At 70.1% G+C, this 21,990-nt stretch carries 22 protein-coding genes; 4 read left to right on the plus strand and 18 right to left on the minus strand.

Annotation, left to right across the window (positions count from 1 at the left end; all coding sequences use genetic code 11):
• Positions 1-3 precede the first annotated feature (3 nt).
• From nuoK to P8T65_RS18375, 11 genes are read right to left on the minus strand one after another with little or no spacing between them, the layout of a single operon-like run.
• Entirely contained in the window at positions 4-303 is a 300-nt protein-coding gene (gene nuoK, locus P8T65_RS18325; RefSeq protein WP_230219476.1) for an NADH-quinone oxidoreductase subunit NuoK, read from the minus strand.
• Positions 300-1,142: an NADH-quinone oxidoreductase subunit J gene (locus tag P8T65_RS18330; protein ID WP_316726377.1), complete on the minus strand. Its 843-nt coding sequence runs from the start codon at positions 1,140-1,142 to the stop codon at positions 300-302. The genes nuoK and P8T65_RS18330 overlap by 4 nt, the downstream gene beginning before the upstream one ends.
• Entirely contained in the window at positions 1,139-1,741 is a 603-nt protein-coding gene (nuoI, locus tag P8T65_RS18335; RefSeq protein ID WP_316726378.1) for an NADH-quinone oxidoreductase subunit NuoI, read from the minus strand. The genes P8T65_RS18330 and nuoI overlap by 4 nt, the downstream gene beginning before the upstream one ends.
• Positions 1,734-3,098, minus strand: coding sequence for an NADH-quinone oxidoreductase subunit NuoH (nuoH, locus tag P8T65_RS18340; RefSeq protein WP_316726379.1), 1,365 nt, complete (start codon positions 3,096-3,098; stop codon positions 1,734-1,736). Before nuoH ends, nuoI begins: the two co-directional genes overlap by 8 nt.
• The gene (locus tag P8T65_RS18345; protein WP_316726380.1) at positions 3,095-5,599 is read right to left on the minus strand and encodes an NADH-quinone oxidoreductase subunit G; all 2,505 of its coding nucleotides are present in this window, start codon (positions 5,597-5,599) and stop codon (positions 3,095-3,097) included. Before P8T65_RS18345 ends, nuoH begins: the two co-directional genes overlap by 4 nt.
• Positions 5,596-6,951 (minus strand): NADH-quinone oxidoreductase subunit NuoF, encoded by a 1,356-nt coding sequence (gene nuoF, locus P8T65_RS18350; protein WP_316726382.1) that lies wholly within the window; start codon positions 6,949-6,951, stop codon positions 5,596-5,598. Before nuoF ends, P8T65_RS18345 begins: the two co-directional genes overlap by 4 nt.
• Positions 6,951-7,784 (minus strand): NADH-quinone oxidoreductase subunit NuoE, encoded by an 834-nt coding sequence (gene nuoE, locus P8T65_RS18355; RefSeq protein WP_316731628.1) that lies wholly within the window; start codon positions 7,782-7,784, stop codon positions 6,951-6,953. The genes nuoF and nuoE overlap by 1 nt, the downstream gene beginning before the upstream one ends.
• Positions 7,785-7,813: 29 nt before the next feature.
• Complete coding sequence (locus P8T65_RS18360) at positions 7,814-9,154, minus strand: NADH-quinone oxidoreductase subunit D (protein ID WP_316726383.1); 1,341 nt, start codon at positions 9,152-9,154, stop codon at positions 7,814-7,816.
• Positions 9,151-9,921 (minus strand): NADH-quinone oxidoreductase subunit C, encoded by a 771-nt coding sequence (locus P8T65_RS18365; protein ID WP_316726384.1) that lies wholly within the window; start codon positions 9,919-9,921, stop codon positions 9,151-9,153. The genes P8T65_RS18360 and P8T65_RS18365 overlap by 4 nt, the downstream gene beginning before the upstream one ends.
• Entirely contained in the window at positions 9,918-10,472 is a 555-nt protein-coding gene (locus tag P8T65_RS18370) for an NADH-quinone oxidoreductase subunit B family protein (RefSeq protein WP_003998928.1), read from the minus strand. The genes P8T65_RS18365 and P8T65_RS18370 overlap by 4 nt, the downstream gene beginning before the upstream one ends.
• Positions 10,473-10,486: 14 nt before the next feature.
• Complete coding sequence (locus tag P8T65_RS18375) at positions 10,487-10,846, minus strand: NADH-quinone oxidoreductase subunit A (protein ID WP_009310323.1); 360 nt, start codon at positions 10,844-10,846, stop codon at positions 10,487-10,489.
• A gap of 714 nt (positions 10,847-11,560) precedes the next feature.
• Between P8T65_RS18375 and P8T65_RS18380 the strand changes: the two genes are divergently transcribed.
• Positions 11,561-12,394, plus strand: coding sequence for a C40 family peptidase (locus tag P8T65_RS18380; protein WP_316726386.1), 834 nt, complete (start codon positions 11,561-11,563; stop codon positions 12,392-12,394).
• 250 nt (positions 12,395-12,644) lie between these two features.
• Here the strand turns inward: P8T65_RS18380 and P8T65_RS18385 are convergent, their stop codons facing one another.
• The gene (locus tag P8T65_RS18385; RefSeq protein WP_230219466.1) at positions 12,645-13,937 is read right to left on the minus strand and encodes a geranylgeranyl reductase family protein; all 1,293 of its coding nucleotides are present in this window, start codon (positions 13,935-13,937) and stop codon (positions 12,645-12,647) included.
• A gap of 146 nt (positions 13,938-14,083) precedes the next feature.
• Between P8T65_RS18385 and P8T65_RS18390 the strand changes: the two genes are divergently transcribed.
• Positions 14,084-14,590, plus strand: coding sequence for a GNAT family N-acetyltransferase (locus P8T65_RS18390; RefSeq protein ID WP_184904814.1), 507 nt, complete (start codon positions 14,084-14,086; stop codon positions 14,588-14,590).
• A 169-nt stretch (positions 14,591-14,759) separates the two neighbouring features.
• Positions 14,760-15,083 carry a PASTA domain-containing protein gene (locus P8T65_RS18395; RefSeq protein ID WP_316726388.1) on the plus strand — a complete coding sequence of 108 codons (324 nt, stop codon included), beginning with the start codon at positions 14,760-14,762 and terminating at the stop codon, positions 15,081-15,083.
• Positions 15,084-15,115: 32 nt separating this feature from the next.
• Here P8T65_RS18395 and P8T65_RS18400 read toward each other — a convergent pair whose 3' ends face one another.
• From P8T65_RS18400 to P8T65_RS18410, 3 genes are all read right to left on the minus strand, one after another.
• Positions 15,116-15,256: a hypothetical protein gene (locus P8T65_RS18400; protein WP_316726390.1), complete on the minus strand. Its 141-nt coding sequence runs from the start codon at positions 15,254-15,256 to the stop codon at positions 15,116-15,118.
• A 166-nt stretch (positions 15,257-15,422) separates the two neighbouring features.
• Positions 15,423-17,105, minus strand: coding sequence for an IS200/IS605 family accessory protein TnpB-related protein (locus P8T65_RS18405; RefSeq protein WP_316726391.1), 1,683 nt, complete (start codon positions 17,103-17,105; stop codon positions 15,423-15,425).
• A gap of 351 nt (positions 17,106-17,456) precedes the next feature.
• Positions 17,457-18,155, minus strand: coding sequence for a demethylmenaquinone methyltransferase (locus P8T65_RS18410; RefSeq protein ID WP_316726392.1), 699 nt, complete (start codon positions 18,153-18,155; stop codon positions 17,457-17,459).
• 179 nt (positions 18,156-18,334) lie between these two features.
• On the opposite strand from P8T65_RS18410, the gene P8T65_RS18415 reads away from it, so the two are divergent.
• The gene (locus P8T65_RS18415; RefSeq protein WP_316731629.1) at positions 18,335-19,354 is read left to right on the plus strand and encodes a chitinase; all 1,020 of its coding nucleotides are present in this window, start codon (positions 18,335-18,337) and stop codon (positions 19,352-19,354) included.
• A gap of 19 nt (positions 19,355-19,373) precedes the next feature.
• On the opposite strand, the gene P8T65_RS18420 is transcribed toward P8T65_RS18415, so the two are convergent.
• The 3 genes from P8T65_RS18420 to P8T65_RS18430 form a co-directional block, all read right to left on the minus strand.
• Positions 19,374-19,823: an imidazolonepropionase-like domain-containing protein gene (locus tag P8T65_RS18420; RefSeq protein ID WP_316726393.1), complete on the minus strand. Its 450-nt coding sequence runs from the start codon at positions 19,821-19,823 to the stop codon at positions 19,374-19,376.
• An 8-nt stretch (positions 19,824-19,831) separates the two neighbouring features.
• On the minus strand, positions 19,832-21,031 hold the full coding sequence (gene mqnC / locus P8T65_RS18425) for a cyclic dehypoxanthinyl futalosine synthase (RefSeq protein WP_316726394.1): 1,200 nt from the start codon (positions 21,029-21,031) through the stop codon (positions 19,832-19,834).
• A gap of 100 nt (positions 21,032-21,131) precedes the next feature.
• Positions 21,132-21,878 carry a prepilin peptidase gene (locus P8T65_RS18430; protein WP_399103147.1) on the minus strand — a complete coding sequence of 249 codons (747 nt, stop codon included), beginning with the start codon at positions 21,876-21,878 and terminating at the stop codon, positions 21,132-21,134.
• Positions 21,879-21,990: the final 112 nt, after the last annotated feature.

Genomic DNA, 21,990 nt, shown 5'->3' on the forward strand with positions numbered 1-21,990 from the left:
CCCTTACAGCTTCATCAGGCTGGCGTCGTCGACCGAGGCCGAGTGGCGGGACCGGAAGAGCGACACGATGATCGCGAGTCCGACCACGACCTCCGCGGCGGCGACGACCATCGTGAAGAAGGCGATGATCTGGCCGTCGAGATTGCCGTGCATACGGGCGAAGGCGACCAGGGCGAGGTTGCAGGCGTTGAGCATCAGCTCGACGCACATGAACACCACGATCGCGTTCCGCCTGATCAGGACGCCGGTGGCGCCGATCGTGAACAGCAGGGCGGCGAGATACAGGTAGTTGACGGGATTCACTTCGATGCCTCCCCGCTGTTGCCGCCGTTCGCGCCATGGCCGCTGTTGGTGCGCTCCAGGCGGTCCTCGGCGCGCTGCTCCAGGGCCTTGAGGTCGTTGAGTGCCTCGGTCGACACGTCGCGGATCTGGCCCCGGTCCCGCAGGGTCTTGCTGACGGTCAGCTCGGACGTGGTGCCGTCGGGCAACAGGCCCGGAACGTCGACCGCGTTGTGCCGGGCGTAGACGCCGGGGGCCGGCAGCGGCGGCAGGTGCTTGCCCTCGCGTACCCGCTGTTCGGCCAGCTCGCGCTGGGTCTTGGCGCGCTCGGTGCGCTCTCGGTGGGTGAGGACCATGGCGCCGACGGCGGCCGTGATGAGCAGGGCGCCGGTGAGTTCGAAGGCGAACACGTAGTCGGTGAAGATCAGGGCCGCGAGGCCCTCCACGTTGCCGCCGGCGTTCGCCGTGCCGAGGCCGTTGAACTCCGACAGCGAGGCGTTGCCGATGCCCGCGATCAGCAGGATGCCGAAGCCGGCGCCGCACAGGAGGGCCAGCCAGCGCTGGCCCTTGATGGTCTCCTTCAGGGAGTCCGCCGCGGTGACACCGACGAGCATGACCACGAAGAGGAACAGCATCATGATCGCGCCGGTGTAGACGACGATCTGCACGACGCCGAGGAAGTAGGCGCCGTTGGCGAGGTAGAACACCGCCAGGATCACCATCGTGCCGGCGAGGCAGAGGGCGCTGTGCACGGCCTTCTTCATGAAGACGGTGCACAGGGCGCCGATCACCGCGATCGTACCGAGCACCCAGAACTGGAACGCCTCACCGGTGGAGGTGGTGTAGGCCGCGAGCGCGCTCATACGTCCACCTCCTCGTCTTCCGGCTTCTCACCCTTGGAGACGGCGACCTGGCGCACCGTGCCGGGCGCGGCCTCGGTGACCAGGCCCCGGTAGTAGTCCTGCTCGTCGGTGCCCGGAAAGATCGAGTGGGGCGAGTCGACCATGCCCTCCTCAAGGCCGGCGAGCAGCTGCTCCTTGGTGTAGATGAGGTTGGCGCGGCTGGAGTCGGCCAGCTCGAACTCGTTGGTCATCGTGAGCGCGCGCGTGGGGCACGCCTCGATGCACAGGCCGCACAGGATGCAGCGGGCGTAGTTGATCTGGTAGACGCGGCCGTACCGCTCGCCCGGGGAGTAGCGCTCCTCGTCCGTGTTGTCGGCGCCCTCGACGTAGATGGCGTCGGCGGGACACGCCCAGGCGCACAGTTCGCAGCCGACGCACTTCTCCAGGCCGTCCGGATGGCGGTTGAGCTGGTGCCTGCCGTGGAACCGCGGGGCCGTGGTCTTCGGCTGCTCCGGATACTGCTCGGTCAGCCGCTTCTTGAACATGGCCTTGAAGGTCACGCCGAAGCCGGCGACGGGGTTCTGGAACCCCTGCTTGTTCTCTTTCGGCTCCTCAGCCATCGGACGCCTCCCTCCCATTCGAAGATCCGTCACTCTCAGTATCGGACCCACCACTGACAATCAGCTCCCGCTCCCGGCGCGGGCGCCTGCGCGGCACCGGCGGGAGGGTCTGTCCGGGCAGGGGCGGTACGGGGAACCCGCCGGCCATCGGGTCGAAGCCGGCCGGTTCGGCGGGCTGGTCCTGTGCCTCGCGCCGGTCGCGGAACATGTCGGCGACGACGGACAGCAGGAACAGGACGATGACGGCGCCGGCGACGTACAGCGCGATCTCGGCGAAGTCGTAGTTCTCGTTCCGGAGGGTCCGTACGGTCGCGACGAGCATCAGCCAGACCACGGAGACCGGCAGGAGGACCTTCCAGCCGAGCTTCATCAGCTGGTCGTAGCGGACGCGCGGGAGGGTGCCGCGCAGCCAGATGAAGAAGAACAGCAGCAGCTGCACCTTCACCACGAACCAGAGCATCGGCCACCAGCCGTGGTTGGCGCCCTCCCAGAAGGTGCTGATGGGGTAGGGGGCCCGCCAGCCGCCGAGGAACAGCGTCACCGACACGGCGGAGACGGTCACCATGTTGACGTACTCGGCGAGCATGAACATCGCGAACTTGATCGACGAGTACTCGGTGTTGAAGCCGCCGACCAGGTCGCCTTCGGACTCCGGCATGTCCAGGGGGGCGCGGTTGGTCTCACCGACCATGGTCACGATGTAGATCACGAAGGAGACCGGCAGCAGCACGATGTACCAGCGGTCCTGCTGCGCCTCCACGATCGCGGAGGTCGACATCGACCCCGAGTAGAGGAAGACGGAGGCGAACGCGGCACCCATGGCGATCTCGTACGAGATCATCTGCGCGCAGGCACGGAGACCACCCAGCAGCGGGTAGGTGGAGCCGGAGCTCCAGCCCGCCAGGACGATGCCGTAGATGCCGACCGAGGCGACGGCGAGGATGTAGAGCATCGCGATCGGCAGGTCGGTGAGCTGCATCGTGGTGCGCTGACCGAAGATCGAGATCTCGTTGCCGGCGGGTCCGAAGGGGATCACCGCGATCGCCATGAAGGCCGGGATGGCCGCGACGATCGGCGCGAGGACGTAGACGACCTTGTCCGCGCGTTTGACGATGACGTCTTCCTTGAGCATCAGCTTGATGCCGTCGGCGAGCGACTGGAGCATGCCCCAGGGGCCGTGCCGGTTGGGGCCGATGCGCAGCTGCATCCAGGCGACGACCTTGCGCTCCCACACGATGGAGAACAGCACGGTGATCATCAGGAAGGCGAAGCAGAACACCGCCTTGACGACGACCAGCCACCAGGGGTCGCGGCCGAACATCGAGAGGTCTTCCGCGGCGAGGTACATCGGGCTCACGCCTCCACCTCCTCGGGGGCCTCGGCGGCGAGCGTCGCGGGGCCGATACGGACGAGTGCACCGGGCAGCGCCCCGGTGTCGGAGGCGACGCCCGAGCCGGTGGAGTTCAGCGGCAGCCAGACGACGCGGTCGGGCATCTCGGCGATCAGCAGCGGCAGTTCGACGACCCCGGCGGGGCCGCTGACCGCGAGGAGGTCGCCGTTCTTGACGCCCGTCTCGGCGGCCGTGGCGGCCGACACGCGCGCGTGGGCGGCGTGCCGGGTCCCGGCGAGCGCCTCGTCGCCGTCCTGGAGGCGGCCCTGGTCGAGCAGCAGCCGGTGTCCTGCGAGGACGGCCTCCCCGGCGGCCGGGCGGGGCAGCGCGGCCCCGACCTCCACCGGCTCGTTGGCCCGTGCCCCCTCCCAGGCCCCGAGGCGGTCCAGCTCCGCGCGCGTGGTGCGCAGGTCCGGCAGCCCGAGGTGGACGTCCATGGCGTCGGCCAGCATCTGCAGGACGCGCCCGTCGGTGGGTGCCACCCGGCGGGTCATCTGGTCGGGCTTCAGCGCGGCTTCGAACATCCGCACCCGGCCCTCCCAGTTGACGAAGGTGCCCGCCTTCTCGGCGACGGCGGCGACCGGGAGGACGACGTCCGCGCGGTCGGTGACCTCGCTGGGCCGCAGTTCCAGTGACACCAGGAAGCCCACCGCGGAGAGCGCCTCGCGCGCGCGTGCCGGGTCGGGCAGATCGCCGACTTCCACACCCGCCACCACCAGGGCCCCGAGCTCTCCGGTGGCGGCGGCCTCGACGATCTGCCCGGTGTCCCGGCCGTAGCGCGCGGGGAGTTCGGCGACGCCCCAGGCGGCGGCGACCTCCTCCCGCGCGCGCGGGTCTGTGGCCGGGCGCCCGCCCGGCAGCGCCGACGGCAGCGCGCCCGCCTCGACGGCGGCGCGCTCCCCGGCCCGGCGCGGGATCCACACCAGCTTCGCGCCGGTCAGCGACGCGGCGCGGACGGCGGCGGTGAGCCCGCCCGCGACGCCCGCGAGACGCTCCCCGACGACGATCACGGCGCCCTCGGTACGCAGCGCCTCGGCGGCCCTGGTGCCGTCGTCGTCGAGGCCGAAGCCGCTCGCGAGGGCGTCCAGCCACTCGGTCTCGGTGCCGGGCGCGGCGGGCAGCAGCGTGCCGCCGGCCTTCTCCAGGCCCCGGGTGGCGTGCGTGGCCAGCGAGAACACCCGCTGCTTGTGCTTGCGCCAGGCCTTGCGCAGCCGCAGGAAGACGCCGGGCGCCTCCTCCTCGGCCTCGAACCCGACCAGCAGGACGGCGGGCGCCTTCTCCAGCGAGGTGTACGTGACGCCCGTGCCGTCGAGGTCGCGTCCGCGTCCGGCGACCCGGGCGGCCAGGAAGTCGGCCTCCTCGCCGCTGTGCACGCGCGCGCGGAAGTCGATGTCGTTGGTGTCGAGGGCCACGCGCGCGAACTTGCTGTACGCGTAGGCGTCCTCGACGGTGAGCCGGCCGCCGGTCAGGACACCGGCCCTGCCGCGCGCGGCGAGCAGCCCCCGGGCGGCGGCCTCCAGGGCCTCCGGCCAGGACGCGGGTTCCAGGACGCCCTCGGCGTTGCGGACGAGCGGGGTGGTGAGCCGGTCGGGTCGCTGCGCGTACCGGAACGCGAAGCGGCCCTTGTCGCAGATCCACTCCTCGTTGACCTCGGGGTCGTCGGCCGCGAGGCGGCGCATGACCTTGCCGCGCCGGTGGTCGGTGCGGGTGGCGCAGCCGCCGGAGCAGTGCTCGCAGACGGACGGCGAGGAGACCAGGTCGAAGGGGCGGGAGCGGAATCGGTACGCCGCCGAGGTCAGCGCGCCGACGGGGCAGATCTGGATGGTGTTGCCGGAGAAGTACGACTCGAAGGGGTCGCCCTCGCCGGTGCCGACCTGCTGCAGCGCGCCCCGCTCGATCAGCTCGATCATCGGGTCGCCGGCGACCTGGTTGGAGAACCGGGTGCAGCGGGCGCACAGCACGCACCGCTCACGGTCGAGCAGGACCTGTGTGGAGATCGGGACGGGCTTCTCGTACGTCCGCTTGCGGCCCTCGAAGCGGGACTCGGAGTGGCCGTGCGACATAGCCTGGTTCTGCAGCGGGCACTCGCCGCCCTTGTCGCAGACGGGGCAGTCCAGCGGGTGGTTGATGAGCAGGAGCTCCATCACACCCTTCTGGGCCTTCTCCGCGACCGGGGAGGTGAGGTGAGTCCTGACGACCATCCCGTCCGTACAGGTGATCGTGCAGGACGCCATGGGCTTGCGCTGGCCCTCGACCTCGACGATGCACTGGCGGCAGGCGCCGGCCGGGTCGAGGAGGGGGTGGTCGCAGAAGCGGGGGATCTCGATGCCGAGCTGTTCGGCGGCCCGGATGACCAGGGTGCCCTTGGGCACGCTGAGTTCGACGCCGTCGATGGTCAGCGAGACGAGATCTTCCGGCGGGACCGCCGCCTCCCCGCTCCCGGAGGGAGCGCCGGTGGTCACGGTCATGCGTTCACCTCCGCGTGCTTGTCCTTGTCGGCCCAGGCCGTCGACCTGGCCGGGTCGAAGGGGCAGCCCCGGCCCGTGATGTGGTCCTCGTACTCCGCGCGGAAGTACTTGAGTGAGGAGAAGATCGGCGAGGCGGCGCCGTCGCCGAGGGCGCAGAAGGACTTGCCGTTGATGTTGTCGGCGATGTCGTTCAGCTTGTCGAGGTCGCTCATGACGCCCTTGCCGGCCTCGATGTCACGCAGCAACTGGACCAGCCAGTAGGTGCCTTCGCGGCAGGGGGTGCACTTGCCGCAGGACTCGTGGGCGTAGAACTCGGTCCAGCGGGTGACGGCCCGGACGACGCAGGTGGTCTCGTCGAAGCACTGGAGAGCCTTGGTGCCGAGCATGGAACCCGCGGCGCCCACTCCCTCGTAGTCGAGGGGGACGTCGAGGTGCTCGTCGGTGAACATCGGGGTGGAGGAGCCGCCCGGCGTCCAGAACTTGAGGCGGTGTCCGGGCCTCATGCCGCCGCTCATCTCCAGGAGTTGGCGGAGCGTGATGCCGAGCGGGGCCTCGTACTGGCCGGGGGAGGCGACATGGCCGCTGAGCGAGTAGAGCGTGAAGCCGGGGGACTTCTCGCTGCCCATCGACCTGAACCATTCCTTGCCCCTGTGCAGGATGGCGGGAACCGACGCGATCGATTCGACGTTGTTCACGACAGTCGGGCACGCGTAGAGGCCCTCGACAGCCGGGAAGGGAGGACGCAGCCGCGGTTGACCACGGCGGCCTTCGAGCGAGTCGAGCAGCGCGGTCTCCTCACCGCAGATGTACGCGCCGGCGCCCGCGTGCACGGTGATGTCGAGGTCGAGTCCGCTGCCCAGGATGTTCTCGCCGAGGAGACCCGCCTCGTAGGCCTCGCGGACGGCCTCGTGCAACCGCCGCAGAACGGGGACGACTTCACCCCGCAGATAGATGAAGGCGTGCGAGGACCGAATGGCGTAGCACGCGATGATCATGCCCTCGATGAGGCTGTGCGGGTTCGCGAAGAGGAGCGGAATGTCCTTGCACGTTCCGGGCTCCGACTCGTCGGCGTTGACAACGAGATAGTGCGGTTTTCCATCGCCTTGGGGAATGAACTGCCATTTCATCCCGGTCGGGAACCCCGCGCCGCCACGGCCGCGCAGTCCCGACTCCTTGACGTACGCGATGACGTCGTCCGGTGTCATGGCCAGCGCCTTGCGCAGTCCCTCGTAGCCGTCGTGCCTGCGGTAGACGTCGAGCGTCCAGGGCCTGTCCTCGTCCCAGAAGGACGACAGCACCGGTGCGAGCAGCTTCTCCGGGCTGCTGCCCTTGATCTCGGGTGCCAACGTCATCACTCCCCCTCCTCGGCGGCGGGCCCTGCCGGGTGGGCCGGGTCGGAGGCCGATGTCTCCTGTGGCGCGTCGTGCGAGCTGAGGTGTTCGGTCGGCGACGGCTCGTGCACCTTGCGGTCCTGCGGCTCGTCGTGCGGACCGCCGTCCCGCGGGTGGACCACGCGCGCGGCTCCGGCCTCTCCCCTGGCCAGGCGGAGGCCGACCAACGACGCGGGGCCCGCGCCGCCGCTCGCCTCGACGGCACCGGGCCGCTCGTCGGGGAAGCCGGCGAGGATCCGCGCGGTGTCCTTGAAGGTGCACAGCGGCGCCCCGCGCGTGGGCCGGACCTCGGCTCCCTCGCGCAGGTCGTCGACGAGTCGCTTGGCGCTGTCGACGGTCTGGTTGTCGAAGAACTCCCAGTTGACCATCACGACCGGGGCGAAGTCGCAGGCCGCGTTGCACTCGATGTGCTCCAGGGTGACCTTGCCGTCGTCGGTGGTCCCCCCGTTGCCGACGCCCAGGTGCTCCTGCAGCGCCTCGAAGATCGCGTCGCCGCCCATCACCGCGCACAGGGTGTTGGTGCAGACGCCCACCTGGTAGTCGCCGGAGGGGCCCCGCCGGTACATGGAGTAGAAGGTGGCGACGGCGGTGACCTCGGCCGTGGTCAGGCCGAGCACCTCGGCGCAGAACCGCATGCCGGTGCGGGTGACATGGCCCTCCTCCGACTGCACGAGGTGCAGCAGCGGCAGCAGGGCGGACCGGGAGTCCGGGTAGCGGGCGACGACGGCGGCCGCGTCCCGCTCCAGCCGGGCCCGAACGTCGTCCGGGTAGTCGGGCGCGGGCAGTTGGGGCATGCCCAGGCTGACGCCCTCGGGGGTGGTGGTCACCGGTCGACGCCTCCCATCACGGGGTCGATGGACGCGACGGCGACGATGACGTCGGCGACCTGGCCGCCCTCGCACATCGCCGCCATGGCCTGCAGGTTGGTGAAGGACGGGTCGCGGAAGTGGACCCGGAAGGGGCGGGTGCCTCCGTCGGAGACGGCGTGCACCCCGAGTTCGCCCTTGGGCGACTCGACGGCCGCGTAGGCCTGTCCCGGCGGGACGCGGAAGCCCTCGGTCACCAGCTTGAAGTGGTGGATCAGGGCCTCCATGGAGGTGCCCATGATCTTCTTGATGTGGTCCAGGGAGTTGCCGAGTCCGTCCGGTCCCAGGGCGAGCTGCGCGGGCCAGGCGATCTTCTTGTCGGCGACCATGACCGGGCCGGGCTGCAGCCGGTCCAGGCACTGCTCGACGATCCTGAGGGACTGGCGCATCTCTTCGAGGCGGATCAGGAAGCGGCCGTAGGAGTCGCAGCTGTCGGCGGTCGGGACGTCGAAGTCGTACGTCTCGTAGCCGCAGTACGGCTGGGCCTTGCGCAGGTCGTGCGGGAGGCCGGCGGAGCGCAGGATCGGTCCGGTGGCGCCTAGGGCCATGCAGCCGGACAGGTCGAGGTAGCCGACGTCCTGCATACGGGCCTTGAAGATGGGGTTCCCGGTGGCGAGCTTGTCGTACTCGGGCAGGTTCTTCTGCATCTTCTTCACGAACTCGCGGATCTGATCCACCGCGCCGGGCGGCAGGTCCTGGGCGAGTCCGCCGGGCCGGATGTACGCGTGGTTCATGCGCAGGCCGGTGATCAGCTCGTAGATGTCGAGAATGAGTTCACGATCACGGAAGCCGTAGATCATGATCGTGGTGGCGCCCAGCTCCATGCCGCCGGTGGCGATGCACACCAGGTGGGAGGAGAGCCGGTTCAGCTCCATCAGGAGCACCCGGATGATCGTGGCGCGGTCGGGGATCTGGTCCTCGATGCCGAGGAGCTTCTCCACGGCGAGGCAGTACGCCGTCTCGTTGAAGAACGGCGTCAGGTAGTCCATGCGCGTCACGAACGTGGTGCCCTGGGTCCACGTGCGGTATTCGAGGTTCTTCTCGATGCCGGTGTGGAGGTAGCCGATGCCGCAGCGGGCCTCGGTGACGGTCTCGCCGTCGATCTCCAGGATCAGCCGGAGCACACCGTGGGTGGACGGGTGCTGGGGGCCCATGTTGACGATGATGCGCTCGTCGTCGGACCTGGCCGCGGTCTCGGCGACCTCGTCCCAGTCGCCGCCGGTGACCGTGTAGACGGTGCCCTCGGTGGTCTCGCGCGCCGAGGCGGCGGACTCCGCCGATGCGTGCTGCGTGCTCATGAGTACGACCTCCGCTGGTCCGGAGCCGGGATCTGGGCGCCCTTGTACTCGACGGGGATGCCGCCGAGGGGGTAGTCCTTGCGCTGCGGGAAGCCCTGCCAGTCGTCCGGCATCATGATCCGCGTCAGCGCGGGGTGGCCGTCGAAGACGATGCCGAAGAAGTCGTACGCCTCGCGCTCGTGCCAGTCGTTGGTCGGGTAGACGGGGACGAGCGACGGGATGTGCGGGTCGGCGTCCGGGGCGGAGACCTCCAGGCGGATCAGCCGGTTGTGGGTGATCGAGCGCAGGTGGTAGACGGCGTGCAGCTCGCGGCCCTTGTCGCCGGGGTAGTGGACGCCCGAGACGCCGGTGCACAGCTCGAAGCGGAGGGCCGGGTCGTCGCGGAGGGTGCGGGCGACGGTCGGCAGGTGCTCGCGCTCGATGTGGAAGGTGAGCTCGCCCCGGTCGACGACGGTCCTGTCGATCACGTTCTCGGGGACGAGGCCCTGTTCCTCCAGGGCGCCCTCCAGCTCGTCGGCGACCTCGTCGAACCAGCCGCCGTAGGGGCGGACGGCCTCCCCGGGGAGCCGGATGGAGCGCACCAGGCCGCCGTAGCCGGAGGTGTCGCCGCCGTTGTTCGCGCCGAACATGCCGCGCTGGACGCGGATCTCCTCGCCGCCGTCGCCGCGCTGGCCGGGGAGGTTGGAGGCGGCGAGGTCCTTCTCCGGGTTCACCCCGTTCGAGCCGCCGGTGCCGTTCGCATCGTTATTGCCGTTCGCGTCGCTCATCGCAGCAGCCCCTTCATCTCGATGGTGGGGAGTGCCTTGAGCGCGGCTTCCTCGGCCTCGCGGGCCGCTTCCTCCGCGTTCACGCCGAGCTTGGACGTCTGGATCTTCTGGTGGAGCTTGAGGATCGCGTCCATCAGCATCTCGGGCCGTGGCGGGCAGCCCGGGAGATAGATGTCGACCGGGACGATGTGGTCGACGCCCTGGACGATCGCGTAGTTGTTGAACATGCCGCCGGACGACGCGCAGACCCCCATGGAGATCACCCACTTGGGATTCGGCATCTGGTCGTAGACCTGCCGCAGCACCGGCGCCATCTTCTGGCTGACCCGGCCGGCCACGATCATCAGGTCCGCCTGCCGCGGCGAGCCGCGGAAGACCTCCATGCCGAAGCGCGCCAGGTCGTAGCGCCCCGCGCCCGTGGTCATCATCTCGATGGCACAACAGGCGAGGCCGAAGGTGGCGGGGAAGACGGATGCCTTGCGTACCCAGCCCGCGGCCTGCTCGACGGTGGTCAGCAGGAAACCGCTCGGCAGTTTTTCTTCGAGTCCCATGGTCTAAAGGCCCCTCAGTCCCATTCCAGGCCGCCGCGGCGCCAGACGTACGCGTAGGCGACGAAGACGGTGAGCACGAAGAGCAGCATCTCCACGAGCCCGAAAACACCCAGGGCGTCGAAGGTGACGGCCCAGGGGTAGAGGAAGACGATCTCGATGTCGAAGACGATGAAGAGCATCGCCGTCAGGTAGTACTTGATGGGGAAACGCCCGCCGCCGGCCGGCGTGGGGGTGGGCTCGATCCCGCACTCGTAGGCCTCTAGCTTGGCCCGGTTGTAACGCTTCGGGCCGATCAGCGTGGCCATGATCACGGAGAAGATCGCAAAGCCTGCCCCGAGGGCTCCCAGTACGAGGATGGGCGCATAGGCGTTCACCGCTCCTCGCTCCTCTCAGTCGGCACTGACTGCTGGCGGATTGCGTCGGCCCTGCTCTCCGCCCCACCGGCCACACGAGCCCCGTCCGTCTCGACGAAGATCGCGAACATGTGAAGCAGGTCACAAGCCCAACTGCCCCGCATCCTATGCCTGCCGGTCTGTGATCTGCGACACGGGTGCAGCACCGAGTTTGTGATCTCCACCACCTGACGAAGGATCATGAAGTCGGATGAGCGTCGATCTTCATACACGAAGCGCCAGACTGATCACCACAAGTGACATTTTCGCTCGTTACCGCTGGTCACGCAGGGCGTCTCCATATCAAGAGAGTTCCGCTGCATGCAAATTGGTGTTGGACCGGGCCGCTTGATAGAGCCCGCGTTCACACCCCGGAGGGAGGTCCGATGACAGATGTGGACACGTGCACGCGTTCACGAGCGCCACAAGGGCGCCCTCCCGCGCGGGACGCCCCGGGAACGGGTGACCGTTCCGTGACCTGCGCCACATCGGACTGAGATCGAATCAACGGACCTTGGCCACTCGCTGCGATCAGTGGTAAGCGCAGGGCAATTCGGGCGTAATCACGAAAGCGCATGATCAAAGGCCTGTTCGACCATGTCCGCTATGCCCGTTACGGCGTCAATAAAGAGTGACGCGCGACGAATTCAGCGCCTCCATTGAACAACTGTGGCGCAGCACACGTTTCTTGTAGGTATGGAGGAGTCGCTGGTACCGCTTGTACCCATGTCCCACACCGCTCACATACGCAGCCACCGGAAACCCCGCCGCAACGCGTCCTCGATCGCGATGCGCGCCGGAGTCGCCGGCGGCGTTCTCAGCACCGTGGCAGTGGCCGGCGCGTCCACGTCGGCCTTCGCGGCGGAGCCGGTGACGCAGACGCTCGAACTGCCCACCCTCACGGCCGACCTGGCCACGCAGGCCGCGCAGTCCGCGGACGCCACGAAGGTGATGGCGGCCGAGTACCAGCTGCAGGCCGAGCGTGACGCCGCCGCCCAGGAGGCGGCCAAGCAGGCCGACAAGGACCTCGCCAAGGCGAAGAAGGAAGAGGCCCGCAAGAAGGCCGCCGAGGAGGCCGAGCGCAAGGCCGCCGCCGAGCGCGCCTCGCGCGACACCGAGCGGGCCACCCTCTCGACCAACTCGGCGTCGACGACGACCACGACGGCGTCGGCCTCCGGCAGCGTCGGCACGGTCATCAGCTTCCTGAAGGCCCAGCTCGGCGACGCCTACGTGCTGGGTGCCACGGGCCCCAACGCGTGGGACTGCTCCTCGCTCGTGCAGGCCGCCTTCAAGCAGGTCGGCGTGGACCTCCCCCGGGTCTCGCAGGACCAGTCGATGCAGGGCACCGAGGTCTCGCTGTCGAACCTCCAGGTGGGCGACATCCTGTACTGGGGCGCGAAGGGCTCGGCCTACCACGTGGGTGTCTACGTCGGTAACGGCCAGTACCTCGACGCGGCGAACCCCTCCAAGGGCGTCGTCATCCAGGACCTCTCCGGCTACCCGGCGACGGGTGCGGTGCGCGTGCTCTGACCCGCGCGGTCGCCCAGGGCGTTTTCGAAGGGCCGCTCTCCCCGTGGGGGACAGCGGCCCTCGGGCTGCCCGCACAAAGGCCACAGGCGCCCCACAGGGCGCCTGTCGTCCCGCACTTGTGGTGTACCGCACCCCGGGGCGGCAGTGAGCCTCTCAGGGGCGTACAGCGCGTTCGGCCGGCCACGGGGCACTCCGTGGCCGGCCGAACACGGTCATACGCGGCGGTACGGGGCATACACCCCGGGGCGGGTCACGCCTTCGGGGCCACCTTGCTCAGGCCGTTGATGATGCGGTCCATCGCGTCGCCGCCGGTGGGGTCGGTGAGGTTCGCCAGCATCTTCAGGGTGAACTTCATCAGCAGCGGATGGGTCAGGCCCCGCTGGGTGGCGAGCTTCATGATCTTCGGGTTGCCGATGAGCTTCACGAAGGCGCGGCCCATCGTGTAGTAGCCGCCGAAGGTGTCCTTGAGGACCTGCGGGTAGCGCTGGAGGGCGAGTTCACGCTGCCCGGGGGTGGCGCGGGCGTGGGCCTGGACGATGACCTCGGCGGCGATCTGGCCGGATTCCATCGCGTAGGCGATGCCCTCGCCGTTGAACGGGTTCACCATGCCGCCGGCGTCGCCGACCAGCAGCAGGCCCTTGGTGTAGTGGGGTTGGCGGTTGAAGGCCATCGGGAGGGCGGCGCCGCGGATGGGGCCGGTCATGTTCTCGGGGGTGTAGCCCCACTCCTCCGGCATGGACGCGCACCAGGCCTTCAGGACGTCGCGCCAGTCCAGCTCCTTGAAGGCGGACGAGGTGTTGAGGACGCCCAGGCCGACGTTGGACGTGCCATCGCCCATGCCGAAGATCCAGCCGTAGCCGGGGAGCAGACGGTCCTCGCCCGGACCGCGCTTGTCCCACAGCTCCAGCCAGGACTCCAGGTAGTCGTCGTCGTGGCGCGGGGAGGTGAAGTACGTGCGGACCGCGACGCCCATCGGACGGTCCTCCCGGCGATGCAGTCCCATCGCGAGGGAGAGCCGGGTGGAGTTGCCGTCGGCCGCCACCACCAGCGGGGCGTGGAAGGTGACTTCGCGCTTCTCGTCGCCGAGCTTGGCGTGCACCCCGGTGATCCGGCCCGTGCGGTCGTCGACGATCGGCGCGCCCACGTTGCAGCGCTCGTACAGCCGGGCACCCGCCTTCTGGGCCTGGCGGGCGAGCTGCTCGTCGAAGTCGTCGCGCTTGCGGACGAGTCCGTAGTTCGGGTAGGCGGCGAGATCAGGCCAGTCGAGCTGGAGGCGGACGCCGCCGCCGATGATCCGCAGCCCCTTGTTGCGGAGCCAGCCGGCCTCCTCGGAGATGTCGATGCCCATCGCGACCAGCTGTTTGGTGGCGCGCGGGGTGAGGCCGTCGCCGCAGACCTTCTCCCTCGGGAAGCTGGTCTTCTCCAGGAGCAGCACGTCGAGCCCGGCCTTCGCCAGGTAGTACGCGGTGGTGGAACCGGCTGGCCCGGCCCCGACGACGATCACATCGGCGGTGTGTTCGGTAAGGGGCTGGGGCTCGGTCACGACGGGTTCTCCCCAAGAAGTAGATGGATCGGAGCAAAGCCTGCCGGACGTCCGGGGCGCCGGACGGCCGGAAAACATGTGCCGACCGGGGTCGGACATGGGCAGTCTATTCAGCGGTACCGATCATCGGCTGAAGGGCTGCCCCTGTGAACCGAGCTCTGCCCGACGTACGGCTGCGTGTCCCCACCGACGAGGACGCCTTCGCCTGGCACCGGATCTTCGACGATCCCGACGTCATGGAGTTCCACGGCGGCCGGTCCGCCGAGCTGTCCGTCTACGAGGAGCTCACCGCGCGCCAGCGCCGCCACGACGCCGAGCACGGGTTCTGTCTGTGGACCCTGCTCGACGAGGAGGGCCGGGCCATCGGCTTCACCGGTGCCCAGCCGTGGCCCCGGGAGTGGGGCCCGGCCGGCGAGATCGAGATCGGCTGGCGGCTCGCCCGCGACCACTGGGGCAAGGGCTATGTGACCGCCGCCGCGCTCCAGACCCTGGAGCGGGTGCGGGCGGCCGGTGTGGGCCGGGTGGTCGCCATGGTCGACGCCCGCAACGAGCGGTCCATCGCCGTCACCCGGCGGCTGGGCATGGAACTGGCGGAGACGTTCACCACGCCCGTGTCGCAGCGGGCGGGACACTGCTACCGACTGACGCTCTAGCGGTCCGACGGTTCAGGACCACGGTGGTCCGGCGGTTCAAGGACTCCGGCGGTTCGGGATTTCGACAACTCGTCACTCAGCGTAGCGATTTGCCGCAGATTGCCACGCAGTGCTTCCGAGCGGGGGCGCCCGGCGGTTACCCTGCCGGTACCGCTGGGGGTGAACATCTGTGCGCATGACACCCAAGTCATCCGAAGTGCGTGTGCCACGGTTCGTCGGGCTGATGGCCGTGGACGCGCGCGAGACGGCCGAGGCGGGCGGGGTGCTCCTCGTCGCGCCCGACCGCCCCGACTTCCCACGCACCGTCGTGGACCACGTCGTACGCCAGTACCCGCCACCGGGGGTGCAGGTGCCGCGCGGCGCCGCCGTGACCGTGTGGTTCGAGCCGGGGGACGACGGCGGGGGTGTGCGGGAGCCCCGGCGCGGTGGGCCTCCGCCAGGGTTGCGCAGGGCGCTGGACGAGCCGGGGGACCCGTTCGCGGTGCTCCGCTAGCTCGACGGGCGCCCGGTCCGGTGTTCCGCCTCCTACCTCTGCCAGAGCAGGATCGCCGCCGCCCCTCCCCCGCCGATCACGAAGGCCGCCGCGATGGTGAGGGCCCAGATCAGCGCGCGGCTGCGGGACTTGGGCGGCTCGGCGGGCGGCAGGTGGTGTTGGCCCATTTCCACGAGCGGAGGTTCGTAGGGGGCTGGCGTCGGCGCGGGGGCCTGCTGCGGGAGCCCGGGCTGTGCCGAAGGCGCCAAGACCATCGGGGAGGGCGGGGGCGTCCCGGGTGGCGCGGTCGAGGGGACCGGCACCCGTACGCGTCCGCACTCCATGCAGAAGCGCTCCTCGTCAGGGCCTGGTGTCCCGCAGTGCGGGCAGCAGGACGTCATGGAACCGTTCCTTGGGACTGAGCGGGAGTGAGTCCTGTTGCCAGGTCTCATGCTCGGCCGAACGCCCCGGACGGTGTTGGGCGTTCTGGTTGCCCGCGTTCGCTCCGCGTCCGGGCGGCACGGATCGTGTCCGTGGTCCGGGAATGCGGGGGCGGGTTTCCTCACGCCCGGGAACACCTGGTCGGGCCTGGACGGTCCGATGCCCCACCGCATCGCTCCGGTGCTGTGGGGGCGGTGCCGTCCGTCGCCGGACCGGGTGTTGCTGGGCGCGCCTTCCGATCGCCACGGCGGCAGCCTCGTGGCGAGTGGTCCTACGTGTCGTGGTGGTGAGGGGCTTCTGCCAGTGCTGGGCGCCCCCCTTCGAGGTGTAGGCCGGGTCGACGGCGATAACCGAGATACCCGTCTGAGCCGCCATCGAGGCCAGCCGGGCGCGGAGTCTGCCGGTGGGCATGCCGGAGATCAGTCGGCGAAAGCGGGTGCGGCGGCCGTGTTTCTCCCGGGTCTTCTCGGCGGTGAAGTCCAGGTCCTCGACCGCGATCGCCTTCACACCGCAGGCGCGGGCCCAGTGCAGGAGGCGGGTGAGGGCGTGGCGGACCTGGGCGTCACGGTGCTGGGCGGTGCCGGTCAGGTCGTAGGAGAAGCGGCGCGGGGCGCCGGTGGGGTTGCCGTGAGCGTCCAGGCGCCAGGCGGCCAGGTGGTCGGCGTTCATGTCGACGCCGACCACCCCGTGGGCGAGCGCGGCCTCGATAGGAAGGGCGCGGGTGGGCGGGATCTGCCAGGACGCCGTCAGATACCAGCGGTCCCGGCCGGTGTCGTAGTGAATGCGGTAGGCGATCGCCCGGTTGGTTTCGACGCGATCCGCCCAATCACCGCCCCGGTGCGCGAACGCGACCCGGCTCGCAAGGACGTACCGGCCGTGCGGGGCGTTCGCCAGATGGGCCAGCGGGGCGGGCAGCTTGATACTCACCTCACCCTCGGGGCTGACGCGGATCGTCTCGTTGCCGTAGCGCTTGCCGGACTCCCCGTCCGCCTGGCAGAACCAGCGCTCCGCCTCCCACCGCCCACGCCACGCGGACTCGCTCAGCCCGGCCGCCTCCAGGTGATGCAGGGTACGGGCCAGGCGCTTGCCGCCGCGCACCACGCGCACGATGCCAGCCTCCCGGTCGGCCCTCGCGGCGGCCAGCCGGTCCCGCAGCACCCGCAGCCGCCGCGACTTCGCATGCCACTCCCGCCGCGACCGGTAACCCCCCGGCGCCTTCCGCGTCCCCTTCTGCCCGACCGGCAGCGCCAGCCGGTCCTCGATGGTGCGGATACCGGCTTCCAGGGTGTGGATGTGTGCGAGCTGGCCACGGCGGGCCAGCGCCCACTGCTCATGCGTGGCCTTGGTGATACTGCCCGCCCACCGCGACGACGACAACGGCGTCAGCTCCCGCTTACGCACCGCCCACGCCTGAGCGCAGTGGTCCACGCCGTCGCGGCAGCGCGCCTTGAGATCCCGCGAAGCCAGCGCCCCCAGATGCCCGCCCACCACGCGCAGCACCTTCTCGTCCCCGGTCGACAGGCCTTTGAGACGGGTCCGGACGGCCGCACCAGACGGGCCGGACACGACAAACGGCGCCGCGATGCTCCGCAGCTCACCCACCCCGCCACCCCCGCCCCGGCTCGAAGAACCCCTTGCCCTGGGAAACGAGCACCGTCCATGAAGGTCACGTATTCGATGAGAGAACGTCAGTTCCCACCGGAAACCGGCATCACAAGCAAGGAGCGCGGCACGACACAGGCCACCCACACTCACTCCAGCTCACCAGAATGCTCTTGAATGCACTCCAACTTCACCAGGCAAACCCCCGCCGTCAGATATCACCGGTGCGTACCAATGTCCGACGGACGGTGATTACTCTTGGCCGGTTCCCGTCAACAGGATTCTCCGGCCGACGACCCTCGTGCGGGTGAACTCCGCTTCCGGCGGCCGGACTTCATCCCCGTGCGGCCCCTACGCCTGGGCCTTGAACCCCCGGTGCAACGCGACGATGCCGCCCGAGAGGTTGCGCCACGCGACCTTCTCCCAGCCGGCCTTGCCGAGGCGCTCGGCGAGACCCGCCTGGTCGGGCCAGGCGCGGATGGACTCGGCGAGATAGACGTACGCGTCCGGGTTGGAGGACACCGCGCGGGCGACCGGCGGCAGCGCGCGCATCAGGTACTCGGTGTAGACGGTGCGGAACGGCGTCCAGGTGGGGTGGGAGAACTCGCAGATCACGACGCGGCCGCCGGGCTTCGTCACCCGGTACAGCTCGCGCAGCGCGGTGTCGGTGTCCTGCACGTTGCGCAGGCCGAAGGAGATGGTGACCGCGTCGAAGGTGTCGTCCTTGAACGGCAGCCTCGTGGCGTCGCCCGCGGTGAACGGCAGCCAGGACAGGCGCTCCTTGCCGACCTGGAGCATGCCGAGGGAGAAGTCGCACGGCACGACGTACGCGCCGGTCTGCGCGAAGGGCAGTGAGGAGGTGCCGGTGCCGGCGGCGAGGTCCAGGACCTTCTGCGCGGGGCGGGCGTCGACGGCCCGCGCGACCTCCTTGCGCCAGCGCCGGTCCTGTCCGAGGGACAGCACGTCGTTGGTCAGGTCGTACCGTTTCGCCACTCGGTCGAACATCGAGGCGACTTCGTGCGGCTGCTTGTCCAGGGATGCGCGGGTCACGGGCCCATTGTGGCAGTACGGGCCGGGCGCCGGTGCGGCGCCTGGCGCGACGCCCGGAGTCGTCGACGAAGACGGACTCGGCGGTGGGATTTTCGTTGGCGGACTCGGATTGCATTCCCGGGACCGAAGAACCACACATGCGGCACATGCGCCTCTGCTTCATTGCCTTCATGAGCACCGTGAGGAATTCCCTGAAACCGGCCGTCGGACTGCTGTGTCTGGTGACCCTGGCCTGCGCGGGCTGCACGACGGACACCCGGGAGGCGGCGACGGGGGCGGCCGCGTCCACCGCGACGACGACGCCCACGGTGCCCACCACCTCCGCGCCGTCCACGGCCTACGCGCCGTACGTGAACGCGACCGAGGCCTCCGACCTCGACGACGCCGGGTCGGCCGCCGCGTACAACCTGGCGTTCGTGATCGCCGACGGTGACGCGTGCACGCCGATGTGGAACGGCACCGACGCGATCGACGACACGGCGGTGAAGTCCCGTGTCTCGGTGCTCACCGGCGCGGGGGCGTCGGTGCGGGTCTCGTTCGGCGGTGCCTCGGGCACGGAGCTGGCACAGGCCTGCGACAGCGCGACCGAACTCGCCGAGGCGTACGGCGCGGCGCTCGACGCGGCCGGCTCGACCCAGGCGGACTTCGACGTCGAGGGCGACGCGTTGCAGGACTCCGACTCCGTCGCCCTGCGCTCCGCGGCGATCGCGCTCCTCCAAATGGACCGCCCCGACCTCTCCGTCTCCTTCACCCTCCCCGTCATGCCGTCCGGCCTCGACGACGACGGTCTGGCCCTGCTGAACTCGGCCAACGACCACGCCGTCCAGGTCGGCACGGTCAACATCATGACCATGAACTACGCCAGTTCGTACGACGGTGACATGGGCGACTACGCGGAACAGGCGGCCGAGGCGACGCACGAGCAGCTGATGGACGTCTTCGGCACGAGCGCGTCGACGGCGTGGCGGGCGTTGGCGTTGACCTCGATGCTGGGCGTCAATGACGTCGACGACGAGACGTTCACGCTGGAGGACGCGGCGCAGGTGCGGGAGTTCGCGGAGGAGAAGGGCATCGCCTGGGTGTCGATGTGGGCGACGTTCCGGGACCGGGAGTGCGGGGACGGGGCGAGTGACGCACTGGTCGACTGCAGCGGGGTCGATCAGGCGGACGGGGCGTTCGGGGAGGCGTTCTCGGGCTGAGCGGGCGCGGCGTCGCCCCTCAGCGGCGACGGTGGACCAGGCGCCCCGCGCACACCGTGGCCGTGCAGACGCCTGCCCCGTCGTAGACCGCCAGGTCGGCGCGGCCCGCCTCGGCGAGCACCGGAGGCGCCGGGTGCGGCAGTATCGAGACGTGGTTGCGCTCGGCGGCCGACCGGAGTTCCGGGGTGTTCGCGTGCTGTCGCAGGATCGCCACCGCGCCCGACTTCAGCACCGCGTGGACCTGTTCGCGGGGCGAGGGGGCGTCCGGGAGCGGGCCCTCGTGCACCCGGCCGGGCCCGAGGACGCCGGACCACTGGCGGACGCGGGCGCCCGGGAACCGCAGGCGGAGGTCCTCCGCCGGGCCCACCGCCCGGACCCGGGTGCCGTCCACCACGACGGCGCCGTCCTTGATCGGCTCCGGGTCGTCCCAGGTGCGCCGCACCTCGTCGGCGGCGTGCATCGTCAGCAAGGCCGAACCTAGTTGGAGGCGAGGATCTTCAGCTCGGGGTGCGCCGTGCCGCCCTCGATCGCCGTGGAGGAGATGTGGGACATCACGCGCGCGTCGACGGGGTCGTTCGCCGGGTCGTCGTGGACGACGAGGTGCTCGTACGTCGTGGAGCGCTGGGCCGGGACCCGCCCCGCCGTACGGATCATGTCGATCATTTCCTGGAGGTTGGAGCGGTGCTTGGCACCGGCCGCCGAGACGACGTTCTCCTCCAGCATGACCGAGCCGAGGTCGTCCGCGCCGTAGTGCAGCGTCAGCTGGCCCGCGTCCTGGCCGGTGGTCAGCCAGGAGCCCTGGATGTGGGCGATGTTGTCCATGAAGAGCCGGGAGATCGCGATCATCCGCAGGTACTCGAAGATCGTGGCCTGGGTGCGGCCCTTCAGATGGTTGTTCATCGGCTGGTAGAGGTACGGGATGAAGGCCCGGAAGCCGCCTGTGCGGTCCTGGACGTCACGGATCATCCGCAGGTGCTCGATGCGCTCGGCGTTGGTCTCGCCGGTGCCCATGAGCATGGTCGAGGTGGACTCCACGCCCAGGTTGTGCGCGGTCTCCATGATCTCCAGCCAGCGCTCGCCGGACTCCTTGAGGGGGGCGATGGCCTTGCGGGGCCGCTCGGGCAGCAGCTCCGCGCCCGCGCCCGCGAAGGAGTCGAGACCGGCGGCGTGGATCCGCTGGATCGCCTCCTCGACGCCCACCTTGGAGATCCGGGCCATGTGCTCGACCTCGGACGCGCCGAGGGAGTGGATGACCAGCTGGGGGAAGGCCTTCTTGATCGCGGCGAAGTGCGTCTCGTAGTACTCCACCCCGTAGTCCGGGTGGTGGCCGCCCTGGAACATGATCTGCGTACCGCCCAGCTCGACGGTCTCCGCGCAGCGGCGCAGGATGTCGTCGAGATCGCGCGTCCAGCCCTTGTCCTTGGCCTTCGGCGGGGCGTAGAACGCGCAGAACTTGCACGCCGTGACGCACACGTTCGTGTAGTTGATGTTCCGCTCGATGATGTACGTCGCGATGTGCTCCGTGCCCGCGTACCGGCGCTTGCGTACGGCGTCGGCGGCGGCGCCGAGCGCGTGCAGCGGGGCGTCGCGGTAGAGGGCGAGCGCCTCCTCCGGCGTGATTCTCCCGCCCTCGGCGGCACGGTCGAGAACGGACTGGAGATCGGCCTTCTCGGTCACCGGGGGCGTCCCTTTCGTAAGGGTTGAACTGACCGGGCCAGCCTACGCCAGGGGCTCTGACCGGCCGACGTCAGGCCGTCCGCCTGTGGACAACTTCGCGTCAGGCCGCGTACGACTCCAGCAGGAGGCCGACGTACGCTCCCGCGATCATGAACGGGCCCAGCGCCACCAGTTGGCGGCGTACGGCGCGGCGCCTGGCCAGCGCGACCACCGTGTACGCGCTGCCGATGAGCGCACCGGCGAACGTGCCGAGGTACAGCGCGCCCCAGCCGTACCAGCCGAGGACGGCGCCGAGGCCGAGGGCCAGCTTCACGTCGCCGAAGCCGAGGGCCATGGGTCTGATGAGGAAGAAGAGGAAGTACAGGCCGCCGAGGGCGAGGGCGCCGTACAGCGCCGTGCGCCACTGGCCGGCGTGCTCGGGTACGAGGGCGACCGCGCCCAGGAGGGTGAGCGCGAGCGCCGCGAAGGGGAGGGTCAGGGGGTCCGGGAGGCGTTGGGCGCCGAGGTCCACGAGGGTGAGGAGCACGCCGAGGGGGGCGAGGAGCAGCCATACGGCGAGTTCGGGGCGGGTGCCGGTGGTCAGGGCGAGGGTGGCGCAGATCAGGGCGGTGGTGAGGGCGACGGGGGGTGTGCGCGGGCCGTAGGAGCAGGTGGGGGGTGCGGTGCAGCGGGCGGGGCCCAGCCAGCCGTTCGCCGGGCCGGTGATGTGGTGGCCGGCGGGGCAGGTGCGGTGCCAGGGGTGGTCCTCGTCGACCGTGAAGCGGTAGGCGGGGCGGGGGAGGAGGGTGCCGGTGGCTGCGCCCCAGAGTGCGGCGGCCAGGGTGAGTGCGATCAGCCAGGGGTCCAGTGCCACGGGGGCAGCCTAGAGGGATCTCGCCCCCGCCGCCCCTACCCGTCCCTCCCCCACTCTCGGCTTCGCTCGAGCGGGAGGTGCCCCCACCCAGGGGCTGCGCCCCTTC

The organism is Streptomyces sp. 11x1, from assembly GCF_032598905.1.
Lineage (GTDB): Bacteria > Actinomycetota > Actinomycetes > Streptomycetales > Streptomycetaceae > Streptomyces.

Excerpts from the sequence above, each read along its gene's own strand:
- P8T65_RS18360 (WP_316726383.1), bottom strand. The coding sequence starts at position 9,154 with ATGAGCACGCAGCACGCATCGGCGGAGTCCGCCGCCTCGGCGCGCGAG.
- P8T65_RS18380 (WP_316726386.1), top strand. The coding sequence starts at position 11,561 with ATGGAGGAGTCGCTGGTACCGCTTGTACCCATGTCCCACACCGCTCAC.
- P8T65_RS18330 (WP_316726377.1), bottom strand. The coding sequence starts at position 1,142 with ATGAGCGCGCTCGCGGCCTACACCACCTCCACCGGTGAGGCGTTCCAG.
- P8T65_RS18365 (WP_316726384.1), bottom strand. The coding sequence starts at position 9,921 with ATGAGCGACGCGAACGGCAATAACGATGCGAACGGCACCGGCGGCTCG.
- nuoI (WP_316726378.1), bottom strand. The coding sequence starts at position 1,741 with ATGGCTGAGGAGCCGAAAGAGAACAAGCAGGGGTTCCAGAACCCCGTC.
- P8T65_RS18370 (WP_003998928.1), bottom strand. The coding sequence starts at position 10,472 with ATGGGACTCGAAGAAAAACTGCCGAGCGGTTTCCTGCTGACCACCGTC.
- P8T65_RS18345 (WP_316726380.1), bottom strand. The coding sequence starts at position 5,599 with ATGACCGTGACCACCGGCGCTCCCTCCGGGAGCGGGGAGGCGGCGGTC.
- nuoE (WP_316731628.1), bottom strand. The coding sequence starts at position 7,784 with ATGCCCCAACTGCCCGCGCCCGACTACCCGGACGACGTTCGGGCCCGG.
- nuoF (WP_316726382.1), bottom strand. The coding sequence starts at position 6,951 with ATGACGTTGGCACCCGAGATCAAGGGCAGCAGCCCGGAGAAGCTGCTC.